This is a genomic window from Robiginitalea myxolifaciens (genome assembly GCF_900115205.1).
Lineage (GTDB): Bacteria > Bacteroidota > Bacteroidia > Flavobacteriales > Flavobacteriaceae > Robiginitalea > Robiginitalea myxolifaciens.
Genome location: NZ_FOYQ01000001.1, coordinates 1,542,773 through 1,563,069 on the forward strand (window position 1 = coordinate 1,542,773; position 20,297 = coordinate 1,563,069).

The window sequence follows — 20,297 nt, forward strand, 5'->3', positions numbered from 1 at the left end:
ATCCTCTTTCGAATCGTTTTTTGGCTGTTTTCAGTGTAACATTTTTAAGTCTTTCGGGAAAACCGTACCTTTTTAGGAAATCGAAAAATTTATGTCCCGCTTTATTTTACCGGTACGTTTTGGATTAGCAACCAGCGGAAGCCTTATTGCTTATTTTCTCATTTTATCGCTGTTCGGGTGGCATACCAATGTCTTCTTCAGCTTATTTAATGGGGTTATCACGGGCTTCGGAATCTATGAAGCTATCAAGTACCGCAAACTGGAGTTGGGCAATCGCTTCGACTACAGGGAAGGTTTCACCACCGGTCTGACCGTTGGGTTTACGGCCACGATTATTTTTACGATTTTCTTTGCTATTTACAGTACGGAGTTGTCTCCTGATTTCCTCGCTGAGCTATCTGCTGCATGGTTCGATGACTACAAGGATTTTCAGGGAATCGTTTTCTTCACAGTTGCAATAATGGGTTTTGCCACAACCTTGGTTTTAACCCTCACTTTTATGCAGCTTTTTAAGCCCTCTTACAATCTTAAAAAAAAGCCGTAAAAACGAGCTAAAGTGCTTGCCTGTTGGCAATTTAGGCGTATATTTGCACCCGCCTTTGGGAGAAAGTGCCGTTTCAGTACTACTCAATAAAGGGAAACCAAGTTAAATAATACGCTATGTACGCAATTGTAGAGATAGCAGGGCAGCAATTTAAGGTTGCGAAAGACCAAAAGGTTTTCGTTAACCGTCTGCAAGGAGACGAAGGGGCAAAGCTGAGCTTTGACAATGTACTCCTTATCGGGGACGGGAACACGACTACTGTTGGCGCCCCGGCTATAGACGGTGCGGCGGTTGAAGCAAAGATCGTCAAGCACCTGAAGGCAGACAAAGTAATTGTCTTCAAGAAAAAAAGACGCAAAGGTTACCGCGTCAAGAATGGACATCGTCAACCATTGACAGAGCTCGTTATTGAGAGTATCGTAGCCAAGGGTGCAAAGAAAGCTGCGCCTAAAGCTGCTGCTGCTCCAAAAGCTGCTGCCAATAAGCAGGAGGCTCCTAAGGCTGCCGAAAAGGCCGCTCCAAAGAAAGCCGCTAAACCTGCTGCTCCTAAAGCCGAGAAGGCTGCTCCTAAGGCAGACCTGAGCGGGAAAACCGTAGCTGAGCTTAAGGAAATGGCCAAAGCACAGGGGATTACAGGTTATTCCTCCCTGAAAAAAGCAGAATTGATTAAAGCCCTGCAGGGATAAGCAAGTAGAATTAGGGACCAGCGTCCCGATCAAAATTTTATATCATGGCACACAAAAAAGGTGTAGGTAGTTCCAAGAACGGACGGGAGTCGGAATCTAAACGACTCGGCGTTAAAATTTTCGGAGGTCAGGCAGCCCTGGCCGGGAATATCATCGTTCGGCAGCGGGGAACCCGTCACAATGCCGGAGATAATGTATACGTAGGTAAGGATCACACCCTTCACGCCAAGGTAGACGGTATCGTTCGCTTTGACAAGAAATCGGGAGGTAAGTCCTTTGTTTCTATCGAGCCCTTCGAGGCTTAAGAGCATTACCTTTTCATATTAAGCCCAATCGCGCCCTGTGCGCGATCGGGCTTTTTTTTGCCCCTAACGGATAATTCCAGTTACAACAGCAAAATCAGTGCGCATTTGTAGCTCCGAAGGTTTGTGAATGCTTCCAAACTAATCAGGAAATATTTACCTTCAGAGGAATGAATCGTAATCTTTAAACCTAGTTATTATGAAAAAATCCGTTTTGGCAGTCGTTCTGGCTGTATCCCTGATGTCCAGCAGCTGTTTGGGCTCCTTTGCCGCTTTCAACAACCTGAAGGAGTGGAACATGCAGGTCAGCGACAGCAAATTTGTGAATAACCTCGTATTCTGGGGGCTGAATATTATCCCTGTTTATGGACTGTTCTTCCTGGGAGACTCCCTAATTTTCAACGTTATCGAATTCTGGTCCGGGTCTAACCCCATTGCCATGGACGAAGGGGAAACCGAAATACAACTGGTGGAATTCGAGGGGAACACCTACGAGTTAAAGGCTACCAAAAACCGAATGGCTGTACATGTACTGGAAGGGCCAAAAGCCGGAAGCAAAATCGAAATGTTCTACCGTCCGGATGAAAAGTCCTGGAATGCGATTCGCCCTGATGGAGAGATTATTCCCCTGAGCCGAATGGAAGAGGGAATGTACATTGTTTACATGCCCAATGGGAAGGAAGTTATTATCCGGGACGACATGGAGCGTCAGGAAGGATTGGCGCTGCTACAGGAGTACAAAGACTGCTATATGATGGATGGGATGCTGGCCGAGGCCAGGTAATGGGCCAGACTTCTATTTGAATTAGTTCGCAGGCATAAAAAAACCCCCGGGTAACCTTACCCGGGGGTTTTCATTTCTATTTGTAAGCAGTGCTTAGTATCGGTAATAGTCTGGCTTGAACGGGCCTTGGGCAGCTACACCGATGTATTCGGCCTGGTCGCCCCGCAGTTCCGTAAGCTCCGCACCCAGGCGGGCCAGGTGAAGGGCGGCAACTTTTTCGTCCAGGTGTTTGGGCAGCATGTAGACCTTGTTTTCGTATTTGTCGTGATGCTTCCACAGTTCAATCTGCGCCAGGGTCTGGTTGGTAAAGCTATTACTCATCACAAAGCTCGGGTGACCGGTGGCACACCCCAGGTTTACCAGACGTCCTTCGGCTAGGACGATTATATCCTTTCCATCGACCGTGTACTTGTCTACCTGCGGCTTGATTTCGTCACGAGTGTCCCCGTAATTTCCATTGAGCCAGGCCATATCGATCTCATTATCGAAATGTCCGATATTACAGACGATAGCCTTGTCTTTCATGGCCCGGAAGTGTTCCTCCTGGATAATATCTTTATTTCCGGTTGCCGTGATAAGGATGTCCATATCGCCGACTACGGTTTCCAGCTTTTTCACCTCAAAACCGTCCATGCAGGCTTGCAGGGCACAGATCGGGTCAATTTCGGTAACGGTTACAATGGCTCCGGCACCGCGGAACGAGGCGGCAGTTCCTTTACCTACGTCTCCGTAGCCTGCAACGACCACACGCTTTCCGGCCAGCATGGTATCTGTGGCGCGGCGTACGGCATCAACGGCGCTTTCGCGACAGCCGTATTTGTTGTCGAACTTGGATTTGGTTACCGAGTCGTTGACATTGATCGCCGGCATGGGCAAGGTGCCTTTCTTCATGCGCTCATACAGGCGGTGTACCCCTGTTGTGGTTTCTTCGGACAATCCCCGGATACCTTCTACCAGTTCGGGATATTGGTCCAGGACCATATTGGTCAGGTCTCCTCCATCGTCGAGGATCATATTGAGGGGCTTGCGATCTTCCCCGAAAAACAGGGTTTGTTCAATACACCAGTCAAATTCCTCTTCATTCATCCCCTTCCAGGCATAAACGGGAATACCCGCCGCAGCAATAGCCGCTGCCGCGTGATCCTGGGTGGAAAAAATATTACAGGAGCTCCAGGTTACTTCTGCACCCAGGGCCACCAGGGTTTCGATTAACACAGCAGTCTGAATAGTCATGTGAAGGCAGCCGGCAATCCGGGCACCCTTAAGCGGCTGAGCCTCGCCGTATTCTTCGCGCAGGGCCATCAGTCCGGGCATCTCTGCTTCGGCCAGTTCAATTTCCTTACGACCCCAATCCGCCAGGCTTAGGTCTTTTACTTTGTAAGGAACGTAAGTTTCCGTCTTGGTACTCATGCAATTTTTTGGATTTATTCAGCCTTCTGAAATCCTCAGAAGCGACTGATAATTCTTATTTTAGTTTTTGCAGAAGGAAATACAGGGGAGCCTTTGGCACCGCCTTCCTCTTGCGCTTTGCAAAAATACGAAACACCGAGCATTTTTCATGCCGCTACATCAATCCATAACCCCCGCACCGCAAGTTCGGGCACATATCTGGCGCGTCACGGAGACCGAAGCCGACCTGGCCCGGGGAATTGAACTTCGATTGCCCTGTCAGGAGCGCCTCAACGGTATGAAGTCGGGTATACATCGGCGAGGATTTTTGAGCATACGCCACTTATTGGCGGTAGAGGGATATACGGATCAGGATTTATACTACGATTCGCAAGGGAAACCCCACCTGCAGGACGGTACAAATATTTCAATTACGCATTCCTTTGAATTTGCCGGAGTTATTTTTTCGGGAAAACAGGAAGTGGGGATCGACATTGAAAAGCAGCGGGATAAAATCCTCAGGATTGCCCATAAATTTACCCCCTTGAATGAGTATCGTTCTCTGGCCAATGACGAGGCGCTGATCCGGAAACTCACTATGGTCTGGACCGCCAAAGAATCTATCTATAAAGTAATGTCCCAACCGGGGCTCAGCTTTCTGGAGCATATCCGGATAGCCGATTTTTCCATGGACGATCCGCAAAGTACGGGAAAGGCTACCTTTGGAGCGAATACCAGGGGATTTACGACCCGGTTTCTGGAATTTGAAGGTTACACCTGCGGGTATGCGCTCGCGGATTAAATACAACCCATGAATATCTCCGTAGAACTCACCTACAGCCCGCTCCGGGACACTTATGAAAATGAAATCATCCGATTTATAAAAGCCTTGCGGGCTTCGGGCCTCAAGGTTCTCGAGAATCCCATGAGCACTCAGATCTATGGCCCTTATGATCGGGTAATGGATGTGCTGAACCGGGAGATGAAAGCAAGCCTGGAAGCTGTGGACCAGGGGGTCTTCTTCCTTAAAATGGTAAAGACAGACCGCAGTGACTACGAGCCACATTTTTAAGGGGGCATAGGGGAGTATTCCATGGAGTTAACCACAGTTTCCGATTTTTTCCTGGAGCCGTATCGCAATCGCGAGGTGTTCCTTATAGTCCTGGAAGCCCTCGCATTCTTTTTTGGAATCGCAAGCGTGGTATATGCCAAAAAAGAACATATCTGGGTATACCCTACGGGGCTGATCGCCACCCTGATCACCATGTACATCTTTTTCCAGGACCGTTTGCTGGGCGACATGATGCTCAACCTGTATTATTCCATAATGAGCGTTTACGGCTGGTGGAACTGGGCCCGCCGGAAAGATGGTGAAAAGGTGGTCCATATTACCCGGACAAATCTCAGGGAAAAAGGCATTGGGTTTTTGTTATTTCTCCTGACCCTGGGCGTTACTTACCTGGTTTACCGCCTGAGCGGTACGGTGCTGGAATGGACCAATTACCTCGATATATTTACTTCAGGGGTCTTTTTTACCGCTATGTGGTATATGGCCAACAAAAAACTCGAGAACTGGACTCTTTGGATCTTTGCCGATCTGATCACCGTCCCCCTTTATGCCTACAGGGGTTGGGGAATGCTTTCCCTCCAATACCTGATCTTTACCATACTGGCTATTCAAGGTTATTTGCAATGGAAAAAGTATATGGACAACGACAGGATTCCCTCTGCCGCGTAGTACTCTTTGGTCCGGAATCTACCGGAAAGACTACCCTGGCAAAGCAATTGGCTGAGCACTACTCAACCCATTGGGTGCCGGAATACGCTCGGGAATACTTACAGGAAAAGTGGGACAAAACCGGGGAAATTTGCACCCTTGAGGATTTGTTACCCATTGCAGCCGGGCAGATGGCTCTGGAGAATAAACTGGCAGCAACGGCCAACCAGGTCTTAATATGCGATACCGATTTACTGGAAACCCAGGTCTATTCTGAGATGTACTTTGACGGATATGCCGATCCGATCCTTCGCAAATATGCTCAGGAAAACCACTACGACCTCTACCTGCTCACCTACATCGATGTGCCCTGGCAACCCGACGACTTGCGCGATCGACCCGATTCCCGGGAAGAAATGTTCCGGGCTTTTGAGCACGCCTTGCAGGCTAATAATCGTAGATTTGTTACAGTAAAGGGAACGCAGGCGGAACGTTTCCGGCTAGCCGTAAGCGAAATAGACAAAATACTCAGCAAGGATATGTTCGACGCAAAGGATCTTGAATTTTTGAATGCCAGGGGGATTACTATGGATAAAATCGAGGATCAGCTCGAAACTTTCCGGCGAGGAATCCCTTTTGTTTCGCTGAGCAAGGCCGCTGTGATCGGGGATGGGATTGTAGCGCTGGATGCCGCTCAGCAGGATCGCCTTGTTACCCACTATGAAAACTCCAGCGACAGATTTGACCTTGGAAAGTTTACACCGGCTTCCGGAGCTGCCTCCAGGATGTTTAAGGCCCTGTTCGGATTCCTTTCGGACTTCGATCCCGATAAACAGGAATTATCGGACTACCTGGCAGATCCGGAGAACAAAGCCGTTGCTGATTTTTACAGTCGTCTGCGGGAATTCCCTTTTTTCCAGGCGGTTCATGAGAAGGTTCCTGGCGATCTAAAGGAAGGCGCCTATCTCCATACTTTCGTGTCAGAAATGCTGGGAGAACAGGGGCTCAATTTCGGCTTTTATCCCAAAGGCTTGCTCCCCTTTCACCAGTACGAAGGAGGAAGCGCTACACCCCTGGAAGAACATCTGAGGGAGGGAGCTATGTACGCTACCCGAGGAGGGGAGAGCGCTTTACACTTTACGATTTCCCCCCAGCATCAGGACCTGTTCGAGGAGACCTTTGCAGCAATCAGATCCCGAATGGAAGCCGAGACCGGAGTTGCTTTCCAAATGAGTCATTCCTTCCAGAAACCGGCTACCGACACCCTTGCCGTTGATCCGGATAACCAGCCATTTCGGGATGGCCAAGGGCAACTTTTGCTCAGGCCGGGCGGGCATGGCGCCCTTATCGAGAACCTGAATGAGCAGGACGCCGATGTCCTGTTTATCAAGAATATCGATAATGTGGTGCTTAAGGAGCAGCTACCTGAAATTGGAAAGTGGAAGAAAGTCCTCGGCGGGCTATTACTGGAAATCCAGGCGGAGGCCTTCCGCATGGCACGGCTCCTCGAGGGGGGAGACCCGGGCCCGGGAATACTGGAGGAAGCGGCCTCCTTTTTAGTCGAACGCCTGAATAATTCACTTCCGAACGACTTTGACAAGCTGTCCGCTGATGCCCGGCAGCAATGGATTAACAGTCGGCTCAACAGGCCTATCCGGGTTTGTGGTATGGTAAAAAACGAAGGGGAACCCGGTGGGGGTCCATTCTGGATCCACGATGAAGGTGGGGGGGAATCCCTTCAGATTGTGGAATCTGCCCAGGTCAATATGGAGGACAGGGAACAACAAAAGATTTTCGGCGAATCCACGCACTTTAACCCGGTAGACCTGGTTTGTGGCCTGCGCGATTACCGCGGGAACAAATACGACCTGATGGAGTTTGTGAACAGCAAACAGGGCTTCATAACCTCCAAGACCTACGAGGGAAGGGAATTGAAAGCTCTTGAATTACCCGGCCTTTGGAATGGGGGAATGGCCTATTGGAACACCATTTTTGTGGAAGTCCCGGTGTCTACTTTCAACCCGGTTAAAACCGTAAATGACCTGCTTAAACCCGCCCATAATAACAAGGGGGTTTAACTTTTCCAGATTTTTTTGTGACCTGATGGGAAACCTGGTGTCTTAATTACAGAAAGACACAAAAGTTCCCCAAAATGAAGTATACCCTACTTTGTGCATCGTGCTACCTCCTTGCTTGTCTGGCCATGGTATGGACAGATAGGCGGCTAAGCGCAGCGGAGACTGTTGAAATTCAGGAACTCCAGGACCCACTTCAAACGAAAAAGGATTCGGCTATACGGACACTAACCATGGTCAATCCCCAATGACTCCCAGCCTTTTTGGAAGCTAGTTCCCAAGCGCACCGGGGCGAGTACCTACCTGTCTTATTGTGGGTCCGGTGTTAGACTATTTCCATGGCTGTGGAGTTTCTTTAGCCCCGGACATTTGTCTGGGGTTTTTTTTTGGTTGTATATTTGCGCATCTCTCAAGGGGTGCTTTCCAAAATCCCGGTTCTATCCGGTAAAAGGAGGCTGAGATTATACCCGATGAACCTGGGCAGGTAATGCTGCCAAGGGATAACAGGCGCAACACGGGGCGCCATAATTCAATTTTTCACCAAAGAATAATGACCCCTTTTATTCGTAAATATTTTTACGGATGAAACGTATTTATTCGCTTACCGCATTGCTGCTTTTGGCAATGCAGCTGCCTGCCTGGGGGCAACAGACCAATTCAACCAACCGGGAATTACAAGAAGATCCTGCCGACAGCTTGCAACAGGAGATCGTTTTGGATGAGGTACTTGTGGCAGCCGTCCGGGCCGAAACAAATTCACCGGTAACCTTTAGCAACATGGAAGCCGAACGAATCCGCAAGCGCAATCTGGGCCAGGATATCCCTGTGCTTATGAATTACCTGCCATCGGTAGTGACCACCTCCGATGCCGGAGCAGGAGTGGGGTACACCGGGATACGTGTTCGGGGAAGCGATGCTACCCGGGTTAATATCACCATCAACGGGATCCCGTATAACGACGCAGAATCCCAGGGTACATTTTGGGTAAATATGCCTGATTTCGCTTCTTCGGTTCAGAATCTGCAATTGCAGCGCGGGGTAGGGACCTCCACGAACGGAGCGGGAGCTTTTGGGGCCAGTCTCAACCTGCTTACCGATGCCGTAGGGCCCGAGGCGTATGCCGAACTGGCCGCTAGCGCAGGTAGTTTCAACACCCATAAGGCTACCCTTAAGTTCAGCAGTGGCTTGCTTTCCGACCATTTTGAAATATCGGGGCGCTTGTCCAGAATCGCTTCGGAAGGGTACATTGACCGGGCTTCGTCTGACCTGGATTCCTATTTCCTGCAAGGGGCTTACCTGGACGATAACACCCTGATAAAGGCCTTGCTTTTTGGCGGCCATGAAATTACCTACCAGTCATGGTATGGGTTTGATCCGGCAATCCTGAGTGCTATCGGGGTTGATAATAACCTGGAAACCAACCGAACCTTCAACGTGGCCGGAGTGCAGTTCGACGCCGAGGGGAATTTCGAGGGCTTCTATGAGAATCAGGTAGACAATTACAAACAGGATCACTTTCAACTGCATTGGAGCGAATCCTGGTCCCCATCACTGCGAACCAATATTGCCCTGCACTACACCCGGGGGCGCGGTTTTTTTGAGGAGTATGTAGATGAGTGGTATTATACCAACGTATTTTTTGCTCCTGATGCCGGCCTGGACTTCCTAGGCCAGGATCCGGTCGATATTAACGGGGAAACCCGGACCACAACAGATTACATTCGCCGCCGCTGGCTCGACAATGATTTTTACGGTACCGTATTTTCGGCCCAATACAGGAATGCCGGGTGGCAGTTTACCCTGGGCGGTGGCTGGAATACCTATCGCGGCGATCATTTTGGCGAGGTGATCTGGGCGCGGAACGCCCCTGAGATTGACCGGGGTTTCCGCTACTATGAAGACGACTCCCAGAAAGACGATTTCAATACGTTCCTCAAGGCGGAGACCAACCTGAGCGAAAGGTTGCGATTCTTCGCAGATGTGCAGTACCGCGGGGTCCGTTATCAGGCCAATGGAAATGAAACCGGATTGGTAGACGACCGCTTTAATTTCTTTAATCCTAAAACCGGCCTGACCTATACCCTAAACGATAAACAGAACCTTTATTTTTCATACGCGGTAGCCAATCGCGAACCCAATCGCAATGATTACGAAAACGGTAATCCCCGTCCTGAGCGACTCCAGGATTTTGAGCTGGGCTGGCGTTATCTGAAAGCGGGGACTAGTTTCCAGGTAAACGGCTATTACATGCGCTATAAAGATCAGTTGGTCCTGACCGGAGAACTCAACGATGTGGGCGCTCCCATCCGGGCCAACGTAGGAGATAGTTATCGCCTGGGGATAGAATTGGATGCTTCCCTTCCCCTTGGAAATCGAATCCAATGGCAACCCAATCTGGCCCTGAGCATTAACCGTAATGTGGATTTCTTTTTCCGGAGGGATGGAGAACTGCGCAACCTCGGGAACACGGAAATAGCGTTTTCACCAGGGGTTGTTGCCGGGAGTCGCCTGGTATACAGTCCGGGTTCTGGATGGCAGATTGCTGTGCTCAATAAGTATGTGGGAGACCAGTTTATGAGCAATATTGAGGCCGAACGTTCCCGTTTGGAAGGGTACAGCCAGACCGACCTGAATTTGGTCTATACCCTACCCGCCAAAGGAGGCTGGCCGGAACTGACGTTTACAGGCCTGGTGAATAACCTGTTCGATGCGCGCTTTAGCAGCAATGGGTTTTTCTACACCTTCGATGATGATTTTTCGAACCCGGGAACAATCACCACCATTGAAGGGGTTGGGTATTATCCGCAGGCGGGAATCCATTTTCTGGCTGGCGTTACGGCGCGATTTTAAAAGTGTGGGGAGGCGTTAATTCTGGATGGTCACGATGTTACCACTGCGATTCGCGCGGTATTCCAATAAGTCATAGAGGCGCTCTTCGGTATCCGGGCGGTTTAGCATTTGTCCGGTAAACAGGCTGTATTCGTAGTCTTCGCAGGAGCAACGAGCGACTTGTCCGTCTAGCTCCAGGGTAGAACAACTGTTAGGAGCATGGTTGGGGCAGCTGGCCTCAAAAGCGCGGTAGAGTTCAAAGCCGGTATTCATGACAAAGACGCCGCGTATACCCACTGCAGCGTTGTCCAGGAACACCGGGTTCCCCTGGGTAAGCAAGGGGCTGTAAAGCGGTAAATTCAGGTTGATATCGAAACGAAATCCTATTTCCGGAAGGAAGGGATTTCGCTGTTGGGTATCCTTGGAACAGGCCAGGAATACAAGGCATGCCAGCAGGCTGTATATGGACTTTACAGGGCGCATCGTCAGTACGTTGAACTACAAAAATCCGCAAAAATTGTGTATCTTTGGCCTAAATCCTCTCACAAACTTACGCTTGGCGTAGGTTGCAGGGGATTTTGCTTTTAAATACGTCAATGTCATGAGCAAAGTATCCTATTACACGCCAGAAGGACTCAAAAAATTAAAAGACGAGCTCAATCAGCTTCGCGATGTGGAACGCCCCAAGGCGTCCCAGGCGATTGCCGAGGCACGGGATAAGGGAGATCTGTCTGAGAATGCGGAATACGACGCGGCCAAGGAAGCTCAGGGATTGCTGGAAATGAAAATTTCCAAAATGGAGGAATTAGTCGCCAATGCCCGGATCATTGATGAATCCCAACTAGACACTTCCAAGGTACTGGTACTTTCTACAGTAAAACTGGAGAACCTCAACAATAAGATGCAACTCAGCTACACCCTGGTAGCCGAAAGCGAAGCCGACCTCAAGGCGGGAAAAATATCTGTGACTTCCCCGATTGGAAAGGGATTGCTCGGGAAGCAGGTAGGGGAGATTGCTGAGATTCAGGTCCCCAACGGCACCCTAAAGCTAAAAATCCTGGATATTAGCCGGGAGTAGCGCCAGCCGGCAACAAGCCTATTTTCAGAGTAGTTAATAGCACGGACATTTGGAAATGTGAATTAGTATTTAGATATTTATCTAAATATATAATTAGTGAATGCCCTTTTCAAAGCCCTGAGCGATCCCACCCGGCGCAGTATCCTGGAGTTGCTGAAGCAGGGGCGCCTCTCGGCTGGTGATATCGCTTCACACTTCGACATTTCAAGACCGAGTATCTCCCACCACCTCGAGCTCTTATTCCAGGCGGGGTTGGTCCGGCGAAGTAAAGAGGGGCAGTATGTATACTATGAATTGAACACCAGCATCGTCGAAGATCTCTTGCACTGGGTTATCCAACTTAAAAACGAAAAGCCGTGAAACTAAAAAAAGAACTCCCGTTACTCGTATTAGTAGCAATTCCCTTTATCTATCTGGGTATAATCTGGAACCAGCTTCCGGAATCGGTCCCGATGCACTGGAATATTCAGGGCGAAATTGACCGTTACGGGCCCAAGTCCCAGGTGTGGATCCTGCCAGCGATTACCTCAGGGCTTATTTACCTGATTTTGCTGGTCGTTCCCGCTATCGATCCCAAAAAGAAAATTGCCCAGATGGGGCGGAAATACGATCAGCTCAAGTTTGCCCTGGTTGCCTCAATGAGTGCCCTGGCCTGTGTTATCATCTATATGATACAGCAAGGGGAAAGCGCAGGGACCACTCCTATTTTGGTCATCGTTGGGTTGCTCATTGCCGTACTCGGGAATTATATGAAAACCGTACAACCCAATTACTTTATCGGAATTCGTACCCCCTGGACCCTGGAACATCCTGAAGTATGGGAAAAGACGCATAAATTGGGCGGAAAACTTTGGTTTGCTGGGGGGATACTTATGATTGTACTGGCCTTTTTGACCGGGAGTCAATGGCAACTCTACCTCATCCTTGGATTACCTATTATCCTGGCCGTTATCCCATTGGTATATTCCTATCAGGAGTACCGGAGGCTTACTGCAGATAAATCATAAGCAAACCGCTTGGGAGATTTACTATATTTAGGACTCTAAACTCCCGGTATGCCAAGCATTTTCACACGAATCCTCCAGGGCGAAATACCCGATTACCGCGTTGCAGAAGATGCGGATAATTTTGCGTTTCTCGACATCAATCCCAACAGCAGGGGACATACCCTCTGCGTTCCGAAAAAGGAAGTCGACAAAATAACCGACCTGGATCCGGAGGCCTATGAAAGCCTGATGCGTTTTTCTCGTCGTGTTGCCCTTGCTGTGGATAAGGCCGTTGATTGCAAGCGTGTGGGAATGACCGTCATAGGCCTGGAAGTTCCCCATGTGCATGTGCATTTGATCCCACTGAACTCCATGGTCGATGCAACATTCGGAAAAAAGGTAAAACTGAGTCAGGAAGAGTTCCAGCAAACAGCGGCTGCTATTCGTGAAGCCTTAGCGGATTAAATTCCCCACATGCCTTCCAGATAGGTATAAACGGCTGCCCCGACCAGGGCTATTGCCAACAAGAACAGCACATAAAACAGCCAGCTGAAACGTATTCCCGATTTGCCGGGCGTTGCCATTTTTCGGTAGTAATTGACGCTATTCTCTATGTCCGGGGTCCAACTCACAGGGTAGATACGCGAACCACAGGTATTACAGTGTAATTCCTCCCGCAATTCTGCTGAGGTGCGATGGTACATCCGCGTGCGCAAATGCTTTTGCTTAAACTGCATAATGAGGTCCTGGTTATAGCACTCCGGACAATTGTTCTTTATTGGCGCTTCTTTGATCAGTTCCCAGTGTTCGGCCATAATTATTTGTGCATTTGCAAGCTTAGCTGCATTATCGTTCCTTCTTTTCCAGAAGATAAAACTTTGATCTTACCCTGGTGGTAATCCTCGACAATCCGACGCACCAAAGAAAGGCCCAGGCCCCAGCCGCGTTTCTTTGTGGTAATGCCCGGTTCAAAGATGCGATGCCATTGGTTTTTTGGCATCCCGCTCCCGGTATCGCTGACCAGGATATTCACCCAGGAATTTTCAGGGATCACCTCAATAGCGATTTCTCCTTTCCCTTTCATGGCGTCGATTCCATTGTTTACCAGGTTTTCTATGGTCCATTGGTAAAGTGAAGGATTCAACATAACAGGAACGGATGCCGCACCAGGGGTAAAACTAAAACGCACTAATTTGGAATTCCTTGCCTGCAGGTACTCATAGGCATCCCTGGTTTCTGCCACAATATCCGCCACTTCCAGTTTTGGCTTGGAACCGATTTGGGAAAACCTTTCCGTAATGGTTTGCAGGCGGATGATATCTTTTTCGATTTCATCCGTTATCTCCGGCGTCAGGGATTTCTCCTTAAGCAATTCGTTCCATCCCAGTAGCGAGGTTAGCGGCGTACCGATCTGATGTGCGGTTTCTTTGGCCATTCCTGCCCAGAGGCGGTTTTGCTCGGAGGCTTTGTTGGTCTTGAAAAAGAAAAAGATCACTGCGCCAAAAAGGAAAATGATCAACAACAGCGCTATGGGGTAGAACTTGAGTTTGTTGAGCACCTCCGAATTACCGTAATAAAGGGTGGCCAGTAATTCCTCCTGGTAGCTGATTTCAAGGGGGCTGTTCTCGGAACTGAACCTTCTTATTTTTTGTCGGATCCCCAGGGTGTCTGCAGGATCGAGATCCGGTAAGTTATGCAGCTTGTACGACCCATCGGCATCGACCAGGATCATGGGCGTGCTCGTATTATTCTGAAAAACCTTCAGGTAAATATTTCCGAGTTCCTGATCTTCCGGGGAGCTCAGCAATTCGGACTGGGCCGTAGCCCAAATCTCCATTTTGTGCCGTTCTTCCTCCTTGAATTTTTTAAAGAAGCTGTTGGTATTCCACAGGATCAGGCTTACGATCACAAAGGCCGAGATCAGGAGTACGGCGTTGGTGATTTTTTTTGGTGGATTAAAGCGCATGGCCGGCGGGTAGGTATTGGTAAAGATAACTCAATTTAGCCGGTTTTGTTGTGGACAAGTGCCCGCCGGCAGCCTTCGCTTTGGACCTAAATTTCCCTACCTTTGGCGCTATGTCTGAATCGATCTTAAGTTTGGATCCCAAGGAGCTGGAAACGCGGGAAGTACACAGCTTTTTGCTGGGTGCCGTTGGCCCCAGGCCCATTGCTTTTGCCAGTACTATGGGTAGTGGAAGTACGCCGAATTTATCGCCCTACAGCTTCTTCAATGTCTTCAGCGCGAATCCCCCGGTCATGATCTTTTCTCCTGCCCGCCGGGTCCGTGACAACACGGTAAAGCACACCCTGGAAAATATACGTTCCAACAAGGAAGTAGTGATCAATACCGTGAGCTATGAGATGGTTCAGCAAATGTCCCTGGCCAGTACAGAGTATCCCCGCGGGGTCAATGAATTCGAAAAGGCGGGATTCACCATGCTGCCTTCTGAAGTGGTGCGTCCGCCCCGGGTTGCCGAATCTCCCGCTCAATTCGAATGCAAGGTGACGAAAATTGTTCCCCTGGGCCGCAAGGGCGGTGCGGGGAATCTCATTTTTTCTGAAGTCGTCCGCATGCATTTTAAAACAGGAATACTCAATGCGCAGGGGTTTCCCGATCCTCAAAAACAGGACCTGGTTTCCCGAATGGGAGGAAATTGGTACAGCCGGGCAAACAACGGTTTGTTTGAGGTGGAAAAACCACTTTCCACCCTGGGAATTGGCGTAGATCAGATCCCTGCACCCATACGATTGAGTAAGGTGCTTACCGGAAATGACCTGGGTCGCCTGGGCAATATCGAACAGCTCCCCAATGCGAAAGCTGTAACCGGCTTTGTAAATGCCAACCTTCAGGTTCGCAAGCTATTGAGTGCCGGAGATACCGAGGCCATTCACCGACAGGCCGCTAAATTGCTCGAAGCCGGAGACACCCATTCGGCCTGGTGCCTTTTACTGGCCGGCTTAGGAGGAGAATAGTGTATTGGGAAGCACAACGGAATATCGAACACGAACAACAACAATTATTACTGCAAATACAGCGATGGAAGTACAAGGAACAATTAAAAAAATAGACGAGACAAAGACTTTTGGATCCAACGGGTTCCGCAAAAGAGAATTGGTGCTGACCACGGAGGATCAGTACCCGCAACACCTGCTCATTGAATTTGTACAGGACAAAACCGATCTGCTGGATGCCTACAAAGAAGGACAGCAAATTAAAGTTAGCATTAACCTGAGAGGAAGGGAATGGACCAGCCCTCAGGGAGAGGTAAAGTACTTCAATTCAATTCAGGGTTGGCGGATCGAAGCCCTGCAGGCAGAACAGGCCGAAGGCGGGATGCCTCCTGTTCCTCCCATGGACGCTTTTGAGCCAGCCGATGACATCAAGGAAGAGGATTACGACGACCTGCCTTTCTAACAGGCTACAGGCCGCACCCGGGTAGGGCAAGCATTGTTTATGGGGATATCGAAGCTTATAGCCACGGCTTACCGAAGGTTTCTGCCTTCCCCTCTGGCTATTGCTATTTTGCTCACGGCCCTGACCGTAGTGCTGGCCCTGGCTTTTGGCCGTTTTGAGGCGGAAGGAAATGCATTGGTCCAGGTTCTCGATGCCTGGGAAAAGGGGCTATGGAACCGCGACCTGCTGGTTTTTGCCTACCAGATGATGCTGATCCTGGTCCTCGGGCATGTATTGGTCCTCAGCCGGCCAGCTGGCCGATTGATCAACCGCCTGACCAGCGGGATACATTCTAACGCACAGGCCGCTGTTATCGTAGGGATTTCCACCATGTTGGTGGCCTTTTTCAATTGGGGGCTGGGTCTGATTTTCGGGGCCATCCTGGCCAGAAAAGTGGGGGAGGCTGCCCATGAGAAGGGCTTGTCTATAAACTATCCGCTTATTGGGGCCTGCGGGTATCTGGGGCTAATGGTCTGGCATGGGGGGATCAGCGGGTCAGCCCCTATCAAAGCGTCTGAGGCGGGTCATGTAGCAGCCTTGTTGTCCCAGAATACCGGGTTGGCGGCTTTTGCCGATCTTCCCTCCAGTATTTCGACCTCCGCCACGATCTTTTCCATCCAGAATCTTTTGATTTTTGCCGCGGTCCTTACCGTTTGCGGGTTGGTTGCCTATACCCTTGGCAAACGGGATACCCCCAGTGCCGGAACAGCTGCCTGGTTTGCGGGCGGTGAGCCCGGAAGCAGGCACATTTCTGCCGCAGAAAATGCATCTCCGGTAAAAAACCCGCAGGCCGGAGGAGCTGAGCGCATTGATCGCTCCCCCTTCGTTGCAACCGGGTTTGCCCTGCTGATTTTCGGGGCCTTCCTGCTTCAATATTTGCCCGCCTTGCGCAGTCTAAACCTCAATCCCGATATGCTCAATTTGTTTATGCTGGGTCTTGCTGTACTCCTTCATGGCTCCCTGGCCAATTTTGGAAAAGCGGTAGAGGAAGCTATTGGAGATACCTCCGGGATACTCATTCAGTTTCCGCTCTATTTCGGGATTATGGGGATCATGAATAACTGTGGGCTGGTAGAACAGATATCCGACTTGTTTGTACAATGGGGAACACCGGGAAGCCTGCCCATATTAACGTTCTTCAGTGCCGGTCTGGTCAATATTTTCGTTCCCAGCGGAGGGGGACAGTGGGCCGTACAGGGGCCTATATTCCTGGAGGCGGCCTTAAAACTCGATATCCCCTTATCCAAGGCACTCATGGCACTGGCCTATGGAGACCAGCTGACCAATATGCTGCAGCCCTTCTGGGCACTGCCATTGCTGGGCATTACCCGATTAAAGGCCCGTGAAATCCTTCCCTATTCCCTGATATTTATGCTTGCAGGGGGTAGCATTTACCTGCTGGGTTTATTACTTTGGTAGGGTGTAAACAGCCCTGCGATGTCGAATTCCAGAACCCCGGTTCCCTTGCTTACTGAAGCCCTGGTTTTTCCCGCGCCCGAACTCGCCGGACCGGAAGGCTTGCTCGCGGTGGGCGGCGATCTGCGACCTGAACGGCTGTTGCTGGCCTATCGCATGGGTATTTTTCCCTGGTTCAATGAGGATTCCCTGATTCTTTGGTGGAGTCCCGATCCGCGAATGGTACTGTACCCGGAGGAATTGAAAATCAGCAAGAGTATGCGCAGCGTGATCCGCAAAGGCAGGTTTCAGGTAACCCGGAACCGGGACTTTGCGGCAGTAGTTTCTCAATGTGCGCGTACACCGCGAAAAGATCAGGAAGGAACATGGATTACCGAGCGGATGGAAGAAGCATATCTGGAACTACATAAACGGGGCCATGCGGTCTCGTATGAAGTCTGGGAGGAAGGGACCCTGGTTGGGGGACTCTACGGGGTGGAACTCGGACATGTTTTTTGTGGAGAAAGTATGTTCAGTACAACCAGCAATGCCTCTAAGGTTGGGTTTATCCACATGGTCCAAGAGCAACAAAAAAAAGGATGTGTGCTTATCGATTGCCAGATTCATAGCGATCACCTGGAGAGTCTGGGCGCGCGGGAAATCCCGAGGGCGGTATTTTTGGAGCAGCTCGCCGCTAAAGACTGCTAACCCAGGACAATTGCCAGAACAAGACCTTTTCCGTTTCCCCCTGGAAATTTTCCCAGCGAATTTCGGGCCCTGCCTGGACTTTACTATTTGCGGTAACCCGCCATCCGATCCAACCGGTTAACCGTAAGTCATATTCCGGCCTGTTTCCGCTGGCTACGCTTAGCAAGTTTTCCGCGCTGCCAATCCAATACGCCTCCCCCACGTCGGTATTTTCCCCCTGCAATGGCCCGTCAATAGCCAGGCGATACCGGAATCTATGGATAGTGCCTGCCTCCCGGATGCGCTGTTCGGCCCGGAATCGGTGCCCAAAGCGCAAAACCGCTGGTTTCAAGGTGGTGTTGAATTGCTGGGTAAGCCGCAACTCATTGCCCGCTTCCGGTTCAAAAGGATTCCGAAATCGGTATTGAATCCCAAAACTCAAGGTCTGATTTCCGCTTAGCGCATATTGCGTAAACAGTACGGCATCTAGTTGACGGGTCTGCAAATCATAGGCCGCATCGCGATAGTAAAAAGTCCGCAGGTTCAGGGCGGCATTCTGGCTTACCCGAGGGCTTAGTTTGTAACTCAAGGCCACGGATGGCTGTAAATAGCCCGTAAAGTTTTCCTGAGCCTTCAATCCATCATGCGTCCAACTAATGAGTATCAGCCAGAATAGATACAGGGACTTGCCCCACCAATTCCCGGACCGCTTAGTAGAGTACATGATCGTAATTCGGCGGCAGCGATTTTCTCAAGTTTAAAAATCTGCCGTTAGCATCGTAGAGGATCTCATAATTCAGGAATCCTCTGTCTGTCCTGGCCTGAACGATTATTTCGTATCGGATTTCCGGGAGGATCAGATTTTGAAAAGCTTTTTGCAGGGTGCTTTCTGCCGAGGGAAAGGCTTCCCGGGGATACTGCTGCTGAATTTTCCGAACGCGGTACTTGCTGAAACGCTGGTTGAGGTCCCCGGTAATGGCCTTCCAACTATCGGTTGGAATATCCACCGGTTTAATGCGCACTTCCACATCCTCCAACTCCCCTTCAGCCGAAAATTCCACACTGTAGTGCAGGCGAACGTACTTGAATTTTACCTCGTAACTGCTGCGATTGCTGTCGATCTCCCGGTAGAATCGCAATCGCCGCACTTCGGGCAGATAGTTTTCTACGGATTGCAGCGCTTTGGCCGGGAACTGGTCTTTGCGAATACGAAATTCCCGTTCGTATTTGATGTTATTCGAGGCTTTGTTATTGCCGGCTTCCTGAGCCTGCCCGCTGAAAAATACCATCAGAATTATCAGGACGCTAAACTTCTTCATAGCGAAAACATTGGGTTTCGTGATCGTTAACCATACCGGTGGCCTGCATAAAGGCATAAACAACGGTACTCCCCACAAAAGAAAACCCCTTTTTTTTCAGGTCTTTACTAAGCGCATCCGAAAGGGGCGTGGTCGCAGGGGCTTCCTTATAGTTGGATACCTGATTTACAATGGGCTTTCCACCTATAAAATCCCAGAGGTATGCACTAAAGGATCCATAGGATTCGCGTACCCGGATAAAAGCCTGGGCATTGGTAACCGCCGCTTTGATTTTCAAACGATTCCGAATAATCCCGGGATCGTTCCGAAGGGCTTCCATGCGCGCCTCGTCGTACCTGGCAACCTTCTCAAAATCGAATTGATCAAAGACCTTCCGAAAGTGATCCCTTTTCCGCAGCACGGTAATCCAACTCAGGCCGGCCTGGAAGGTTTCGAGGATTAAAAATTCAAAAAGCTTGTAGTCGTCCCGCAGCGGAACCCCCCATTCGGTATCGTGGTAAGCTTCATAGACAGGGTCGCCCTTACACCAGGGACAGCGGTAGGTTTCCATGCCATGAAGTTAGGATATTCTGCCGGATTATCGCACCGGTTTTAACTCTCCCGAGTTTACCGCTTCGGGCCAGCTTGCAGGCAGGGTACGGTAGTGGCGGAAGAATTTTCTGCCGTCGGTAGCTTCGAGCACCAAGCGAATCTGCCCGTCTTCCCGGATAACTTCTTTTACCACCACTTTGCGATGGTTTAAACTCTTGGCAGTGGCCACGGAACCTCTTTTGATCAGGATGTTGGGTTTGGGGACACCCACGTATGCGAAGCGGTTGTTTTCAGGAACCTGGAGGGTAAAAGTATCCCCTTCCTCTACAGTAGTTGCCTGAGCCTGAGAAGTTAAAACACCAGCCATAATTGCGAAAATGACAAATAAAGACCTCATAATTACGAATAATTTAAAATTAACATCAATTACTCCACTTACTTTGCAAAATTAACAAATTTCTACAAAACTACGGTAGCAATACTTTTGTTAAATAATAGTTAATCTACCTATATATGATAGT

General features: G+C 49.8%; 25 protein-coding genes. 17 read left to right on the forward strand and 8 right to left on the reverse strand.

Translation table 11 applies throughout. The features are described from left to right. The first annotated feature begins 91 nt into the window (after positions 1-91). The 4 genes from BM318_RS06780 to BM318_RS06795 all read left to right on the forward strand — a co-directional run bounded on the left by BM318_RS06780 (position 92) and on the right by BM318_RS06795 (position 2,316). On the forward strand, positions 92-544 hold the full coding sequence (locus tag BM318_RS06780) for a DUF4199 domain-containing protein (RefSeq protein ID WP_092981708.1): 453 nt from the start codon (positions 92-94) through the stop codon (positions 542-544). Between the two features lie 116 nt (positions 545-660). Further along, entirely contained in the window at positions 661-1,230 is a 570-nt protein-coding gene (rplU, locus tag BM318_RS06785; protein WP_092981709.1) for a 50S ribosomal protein L21, read from the forward strand. Positions 1,231-1,274: 44 nt separating this feature from the next. Continuing rightward, entirely contained in the window at positions 1,275-1,535 is a 261-nt protein-coding gene (gene rpmA, locus BM318_RS06790; protein WP_092981710.1) for a 50S ribosomal protein L27, read from the forward strand. A 196-nt stretch (positions 1,536-1,731) separates the two neighbouring features. After that, positions 1,732-2,316, forward strand: a complete 585-nt coding sequence (locus tag BM318_RS06795) for a DUF3332 domain-containing protein (RefSeq protein ID WP_092981712.1) — start codon at positions 1,732-1,734, stop codon at positions 2,314-2,316. A gap of 93 nt (positions 2,317-2,409) precedes the next feature. On the opposite strand, the gene ahcY is transcribed toward BM318_RS06795, so the two are convergent. Next, positions 2,410-3,726 (reverse strand): adenosylhomocysteinase, encoded by a 1,317-nt coding sequence (gene ahcY / locus BM318_RS06800; RefSeq protein WP_092981714.1) that lies wholly within the window; start codon positions 3,724-3,726, stop codon positions 2,410-2,412. A gap of 148 nt (positions 3,727-3,874) precedes the next feature. Between ahcY and BM318_RS06805 the strand changes: the two genes are divergently transcribed. The 5 genes from BM318_RS06805 to BM318_RS06825 all read left to right on the forward strand — a co-directional run bounded on the left by BM318_RS06805 (position 3,875) and on the right by BM318_RS06825 (position 10,347). Continuing rightward, positions 3,875-4,507, forward strand: a complete 633-nt coding sequence (locus BM318_RS06805) for a 4'-phosphopantetheinyl transferase family protein (RefSeq protein ID WP_092981715.1) — start codon at positions 3,875-3,877, stop codon at positions 4,505-4,507. 9 nt (positions 4,508-4,516) lie between these two features. Further along, positions 4,517-4,777: a thiamine-binding protein gene (locus BM318_RS06810; protein WP_092981716.1), complete on the forward strand. Its 261-nt coding sequence runs from the start codon at positions 4,517-4,519 to the stop codon at positions 4,775-4,777. Positions 4,778-4,798: 21 nt separating this feature from the next. Next, a complete protein-coding gene (gene pnuC / locus BM318_RS06815; protein WP_092981717.1) occupies positions 4,799-5,443 on the forward strand; it encodes a nicotinamide riboside transporter PnuC in 645 nt (214 codons plus the stop codon). After that, complete coding sequence (locus BM318_RS06820) at positions 5,398-7,500, forward strand: DUF4301 family protein (protein ID WP_092981719.1); 2,103 nt, start codon at positions 5,398-5,400, stop codon at positions 7,498-7,500. Before pnuC ends, BM318_RS06820 begins: the two co-directional genes overlap by 46 nt. A gap of 579 nt (positions 7,501-8,079) precedes the next feature. Then, positions 8,080-10,347, forward strand: a complete 2,268-nt coding sequence (locus BM318_RS06825) for a TonB-dependent receptor (RefSeq protein ID WP_092981721.1) — start codon at positions 8,080-8,082, stop codon at positions 10,345-10,347. Between the two features lie 15 nt (positions 10,348-10,362). Here the strand turns inward: BM318_RS06825 and BM318_RS06830 are convergent, their stop codons facing one another. Beyond that, the gene (locus BM318_RS06830; RefSeq protein WP_092981724.1) at positions 10,363-10,809 is read right to left on the reverse strand and encodes a Rieske (2Fe-2S) protein; all 447 of its coding nucleotides are present in this window, start codon (positions 10,807-10,809) and stop codon (positions 10,363-10,365) included. Positions 10,810-10,927: 118 nt separating this feature from the next. Here BM318_RS06830 and greA point away from each other — a divergent pair, with 118 nt between their 5' ends. From greA to BM318_RS06850, 4 genes are all read left to right on the forward strand, one after another. Further along, positions 10,928-11,404 (forward strand): transcription elongation factor GreA, encoded by a 477-nt coding sequence (gene greA / locus BM318_RS06835; protein WP_092981726.1) that lies wholly within the window; start codon positions 10,928-10,930, stop codon positions 11,402-11,404. 96 nt (positions 11,405-11,500) lie between these two features. Further along, complete coding sequence (locus BM318_RS06840) at positions 11,501-11,764, forward strand: autorepressor SdpR family transcription factor (RefSeq protein ID WP_092981728.1); 264 nt, start codon at positions 11,501-11,503, stop codon at positions 11,762-11,764. Next, on the forward strand, positions 11,761-12,411 hold the full coding sequence (locus BM318_RS06845) for an SdpI family protein (protein ID WP_092981730.1): 651 nt from the start codon (positions 11,761-11,763) through the stop codon (positions 12,409-12,411). The genes BM318_RS06840 and BM318_RS06845 overlap by 4 nt, the downstream gene beginning before the upstream one ends. A 48-nt stretch (positions 12,412-12,459) precedes the next feature. Next, the gene (locus BM318_RS06850; RefSeq protein WP_092981732.1) at positions 12,460-12,855 is read left to right on the forward strand and encodes an HIT family protein; all 396 of its coding nucleotides are present in this window, start codon (positions 12,460-12,462) and stop codon (positions 12,853-12,855) included. Here the strand turns inward: BM318_RS06850 and BM318_RS06855 are convergent. Together BM318_RS06855 and BM318_RS06860 are read right to left on the reverse strand one after the other, a co-directional pair. Further along, entirely contained in the window at positions 12,852-13,205 is a 354-nt protein-coding gene (locus BM318_RS06855) for a hypothetical protein (protein WP_092981734.1), read from the reverse strand. The two genes, BM318_RS06850 and BM318_RS06855, sit on opposite strands and share 4 nt — an antisense overlap. Positions 13,206-13,207: 2 nt before the next feature. Continuing rightward, positions 13,208-14,356, reverse strand: a complete 1,149-nt coding sequence (locus BM318_RS06860) for a sensor histidine kinase (RefSeq protein WP_092981736.1) — start codon at positions 14,354-14,356, stop codon at positions 13,208-13,210. Positions 14,357-14,466: 110 nt separating this feature from the next. Here BM318_RS06860 and BM318_RS06865 point away from each other — a divergent pair, with 110 nt between their 5' ends. The 4 genes from BM318_RS06865 (at position 14,467) to aat (ending at position 17,947) form a co-directional block, all read left to right on the forward strand. Beyond that, positions 14,467-15,363, forward strand: a complete 897-nt coding sequence (locus BM318_RS06865; RefSeq protein ID WP_092981738.1) for a flavin reductase family protein — start codon at positions 14,467-14,469, stop codon at positions 15,361-15,363. A gap of 64 nt (positions 15,364-15,427) precedes the next feature. Further along, complete coding sequence (locus BM318_RS06870; protein ID WP_092981740.1) at positions 15,428-15,805, forward strand: DUF3127 domain-containing protein; 378 nt, start codon at positions 15,428-15,430, stop codon at positions 15,803-15,805. A 39-nt stretch (positions 15,806-15,844) separates the two neighbouring features. After that, entirely contained in the window at positions 15,845-17,263 is a 1,419-nt protein-coding gene (locus BM318_RS06875) for a short-chain fatty acid transporter (protein ID WP_092981742.1), read from the forward strand. An 18-nt stretch (positions 17,264-17,281) separates the two neighbouring features. Continuing rightward, positions 17,282-17,947, forward strand: a complete 666-nt coding sequence (gene aat / locus BM318_RS06880) for a leucyl/phenylalanyl-tRNA--protein transferase (RefSeq protein ID WP_092981744.1) — start codon at positions 17,282-17,284, stop codon at positions 17,945-17,947. Here the strand turns inward: aat and BM318_RS06885 are convergent. Genes BM318_RS06885 through BM318_RS06900 form a run of 4 tightly spaced genes read right to left on the reverse strand, consistent with a single transcriptional unit; the run spans position 17,934 to position 20,173 of the window. After that, positions 17,934-18,650: a DUF2490 domain-containing protein gene (locus tag BM318_RS06885; protein ID WP_092981746.1), complete on the reverse strand. Its 717-nt coding sequence runs from the start codon at positions 18,648-18,650 to the stop codon at positions 17,934-17,936. The two genes, aat and BM318_RS06885, sit on opposite strands and share 14 nt — an antisense overlap. Continuing rightward, complete coding sequence (locus BM318_RS06890) at positions 18,637-19,245, reverse strand: hypothetical protein (RefSeq protein WP_092981748.1); 609 nt, start codon at positions 19,243-19,245, stop codon at positions 18,637-18,639. The genes BM318_RS06885 and BM318_RS06890 overlap by 14 nt, the downstream gene beginning before the upstream one ends. Then, positions 19,232-19,795, reverse strand: coding sequence for a DNA-3-methyladenine glycosylase I (locus BM318_RS06895; RefSeq protein ID WP_092981750.1), 564 nt, complete (start codon positions 19,793-19,795; stop codon positions 19,232-19,234). Before BM318_RS06895 ends, BM318_RS06890 begins: the two co-directional genes overlap by 14 nt. Positions 19,796-19,822: 27 nt before the next feature. Continuing rightward, positions 19,823-20,173: a hypothetical protein gene (locus BM318_RS06900; RefSeq protein ID WP_143099936.1), complete on the reverse strand. Its 351-nt coding sequence runs from the start codon at positions 20,171-20,173 to the stop codon at positions 19,823-19,825. Between the last annotated feature and the right edge of the window lie 124 nt (positions 20,174-20,297).

Excerpts from the sequence above, each read along its gene's own strand:
- BM318_RS06780 (WP_092981708.1), top strand. The coding sequence starts at position 92 with ATGTCCCGCTTTATTTTACCGGTACGTTTTGGATTAGCAACCAGCGGA.
- rplU (WP_092981709.1), top strand. The coding sequence starts at position 661 with ATGTACGCAATTGTAGAGATAGCAGGGCAGCAATTTAAGGTTGCGAAA.
- rpmA (WP_092981710.1), top strand. The coding sequence starts at position 1,275 with ATGGCACACAAAAAAGGTGTAGGTAGTTCCAAGAACGGACGGGAGTCG.
- BM318_RS06795 (WP_092981712.1), top strand. The coding sequence starts at position 1,732 with ATGAAAAAATCCGTTTTGGCAGTCGTTCTGGCTGTATCCCTGATGTCC.
- ahcY (WP_092981714.1), bottom strand. The coding sequence starts at position 3,726 with ATGAGTACCAAGACGGAAACTTACGTTCCTTACAAAGTAAAAGACCTA.
- BM318_RS06805 (WP_092981715.1), top strand. The coding sequence starts at position 3,875 with ATGCCGCTACATCAATCCATAACCCCCGCACCGCAAGTTCGGGCACAT.
- BM318_RS06810 (WP_092981716.1), top strand. The coding sequence starts at position 4,517 with ATGAATATCTCCGTAGAACTCACCTACAGCCCGCTCCGGGACACTTAT.
- pnuC (WP_092981717.1), top strand. The coding sequence starts at position 4,799 with ATGGAGTTAACCACAGTTTCCGATTTTTTCCTGGAGCCGTATCGCAAT.
- BM318_RS06820 (WP_092981719.1), top strand. The coding sequence starts at position 5,398 with ATGGAAAAAGTATATGGACAACGACAGGATTCCCTCTGCCGCGTAGTA.
- BM318_RS06825 (WP_092981721.1), top strand. The coding sequence starts at position 8,080 with ATGAAACGTATTTATTCGCTTACCGCATTGCTGCTTTTGGCAATGCAG.
- BM318_RS06830 (WP_092981724.1), bottom strand. The coding sequence starts at position 10,809 with ATGCGCCCTGTAAAGTCCATATACAGCCTGCTGGCATGCCTTGTATTC.
- greA (WP_092981726.1), top strand. The coding sequence starts at position 10,928 with ATGAGCAAAGTATCCTATTACACGCCAGAAGGACTCAAAAAATTAAAA.
- BM318_RS06850 (WP_092981732.1), top strand. The coding sequence starts at position 12,460 with ATGCCAAGCATTTTCACACGAATCCTCCAGGGCGAAATACCCGATTAC.
- BM318_RS06855 (WP_092981734.1), bottom strand. The coding sequence starts at position 13,205 with ATGGCCGAACACTGGGAACTGATCAAAGAAGCGCCAATAAAGAACAAT.
- BM318_RS06860 (WP_092981736.1), bottom strand. The coding sequence starts at position 14,356 with ATGCGCTTTAATCCACCAAAAAAAATCACCAACGCCGTACTCCTGATC.
- BM318_RS06865 (WP_092981738.1), top strand. The coding sequence starts at position 14,467 with ATGTCTGAATCGATCTTAAGTTTGGATCCCAAGGAGCTGGAAACGCGG.
- BM318_RS06870 (WP_092981740.1), top strand. The coding sequence starts at position 15,428 with ATGGAAGTACAAGGAACAATTAAAAAAATAGACGAGACAAAGACTTTT.
- BM318_RS06875 (WP_092981742.1), top strand. The coding sequence starts at position 15,845 with ATGGGGATATCGAAGCTTATAGCCACGGCTTACCGAAGGTTTCTGCCT.
- aat (WP_092981744.1), top strand. The coding sequence starts at position 17,282 with ATGTCGAATTCCAGAACCCCGGTTCCCTTGCTTACTGAAGCCCTGGTT.
- BM318_RS06885 (WP_092981746.1), bottom strand. The coding sequence starts at position 18,650 with ATGTACTCTACTAAGCGGTCCGGGAATTGGTGGGGCAAGTCCCTGTAT.
- BM318_RS06890 (WP_092981748.1), bottom strand. The coding sequence starts at position 19,245 with ATGAAGAAGTTTAGCGTCCTGATAATTCTGATGGTATTTTTCAGCGGG.
- BM318_RS06895 (WP_092981750.1), bottom strand. The coding sequence starts at position 19,795 with ATGGAAACCTACCGCTGTCCCTGGTGTAAGGGCGACCCTGTCTATGAA.
- BM318_RS06900 (WP_143099936.1), bottom strand. The coding sequence starts at position 20,173 with ATGAGGTCTTTATTTGTCATTTTCGCAATTATGGCTGGTGTTTTAACT.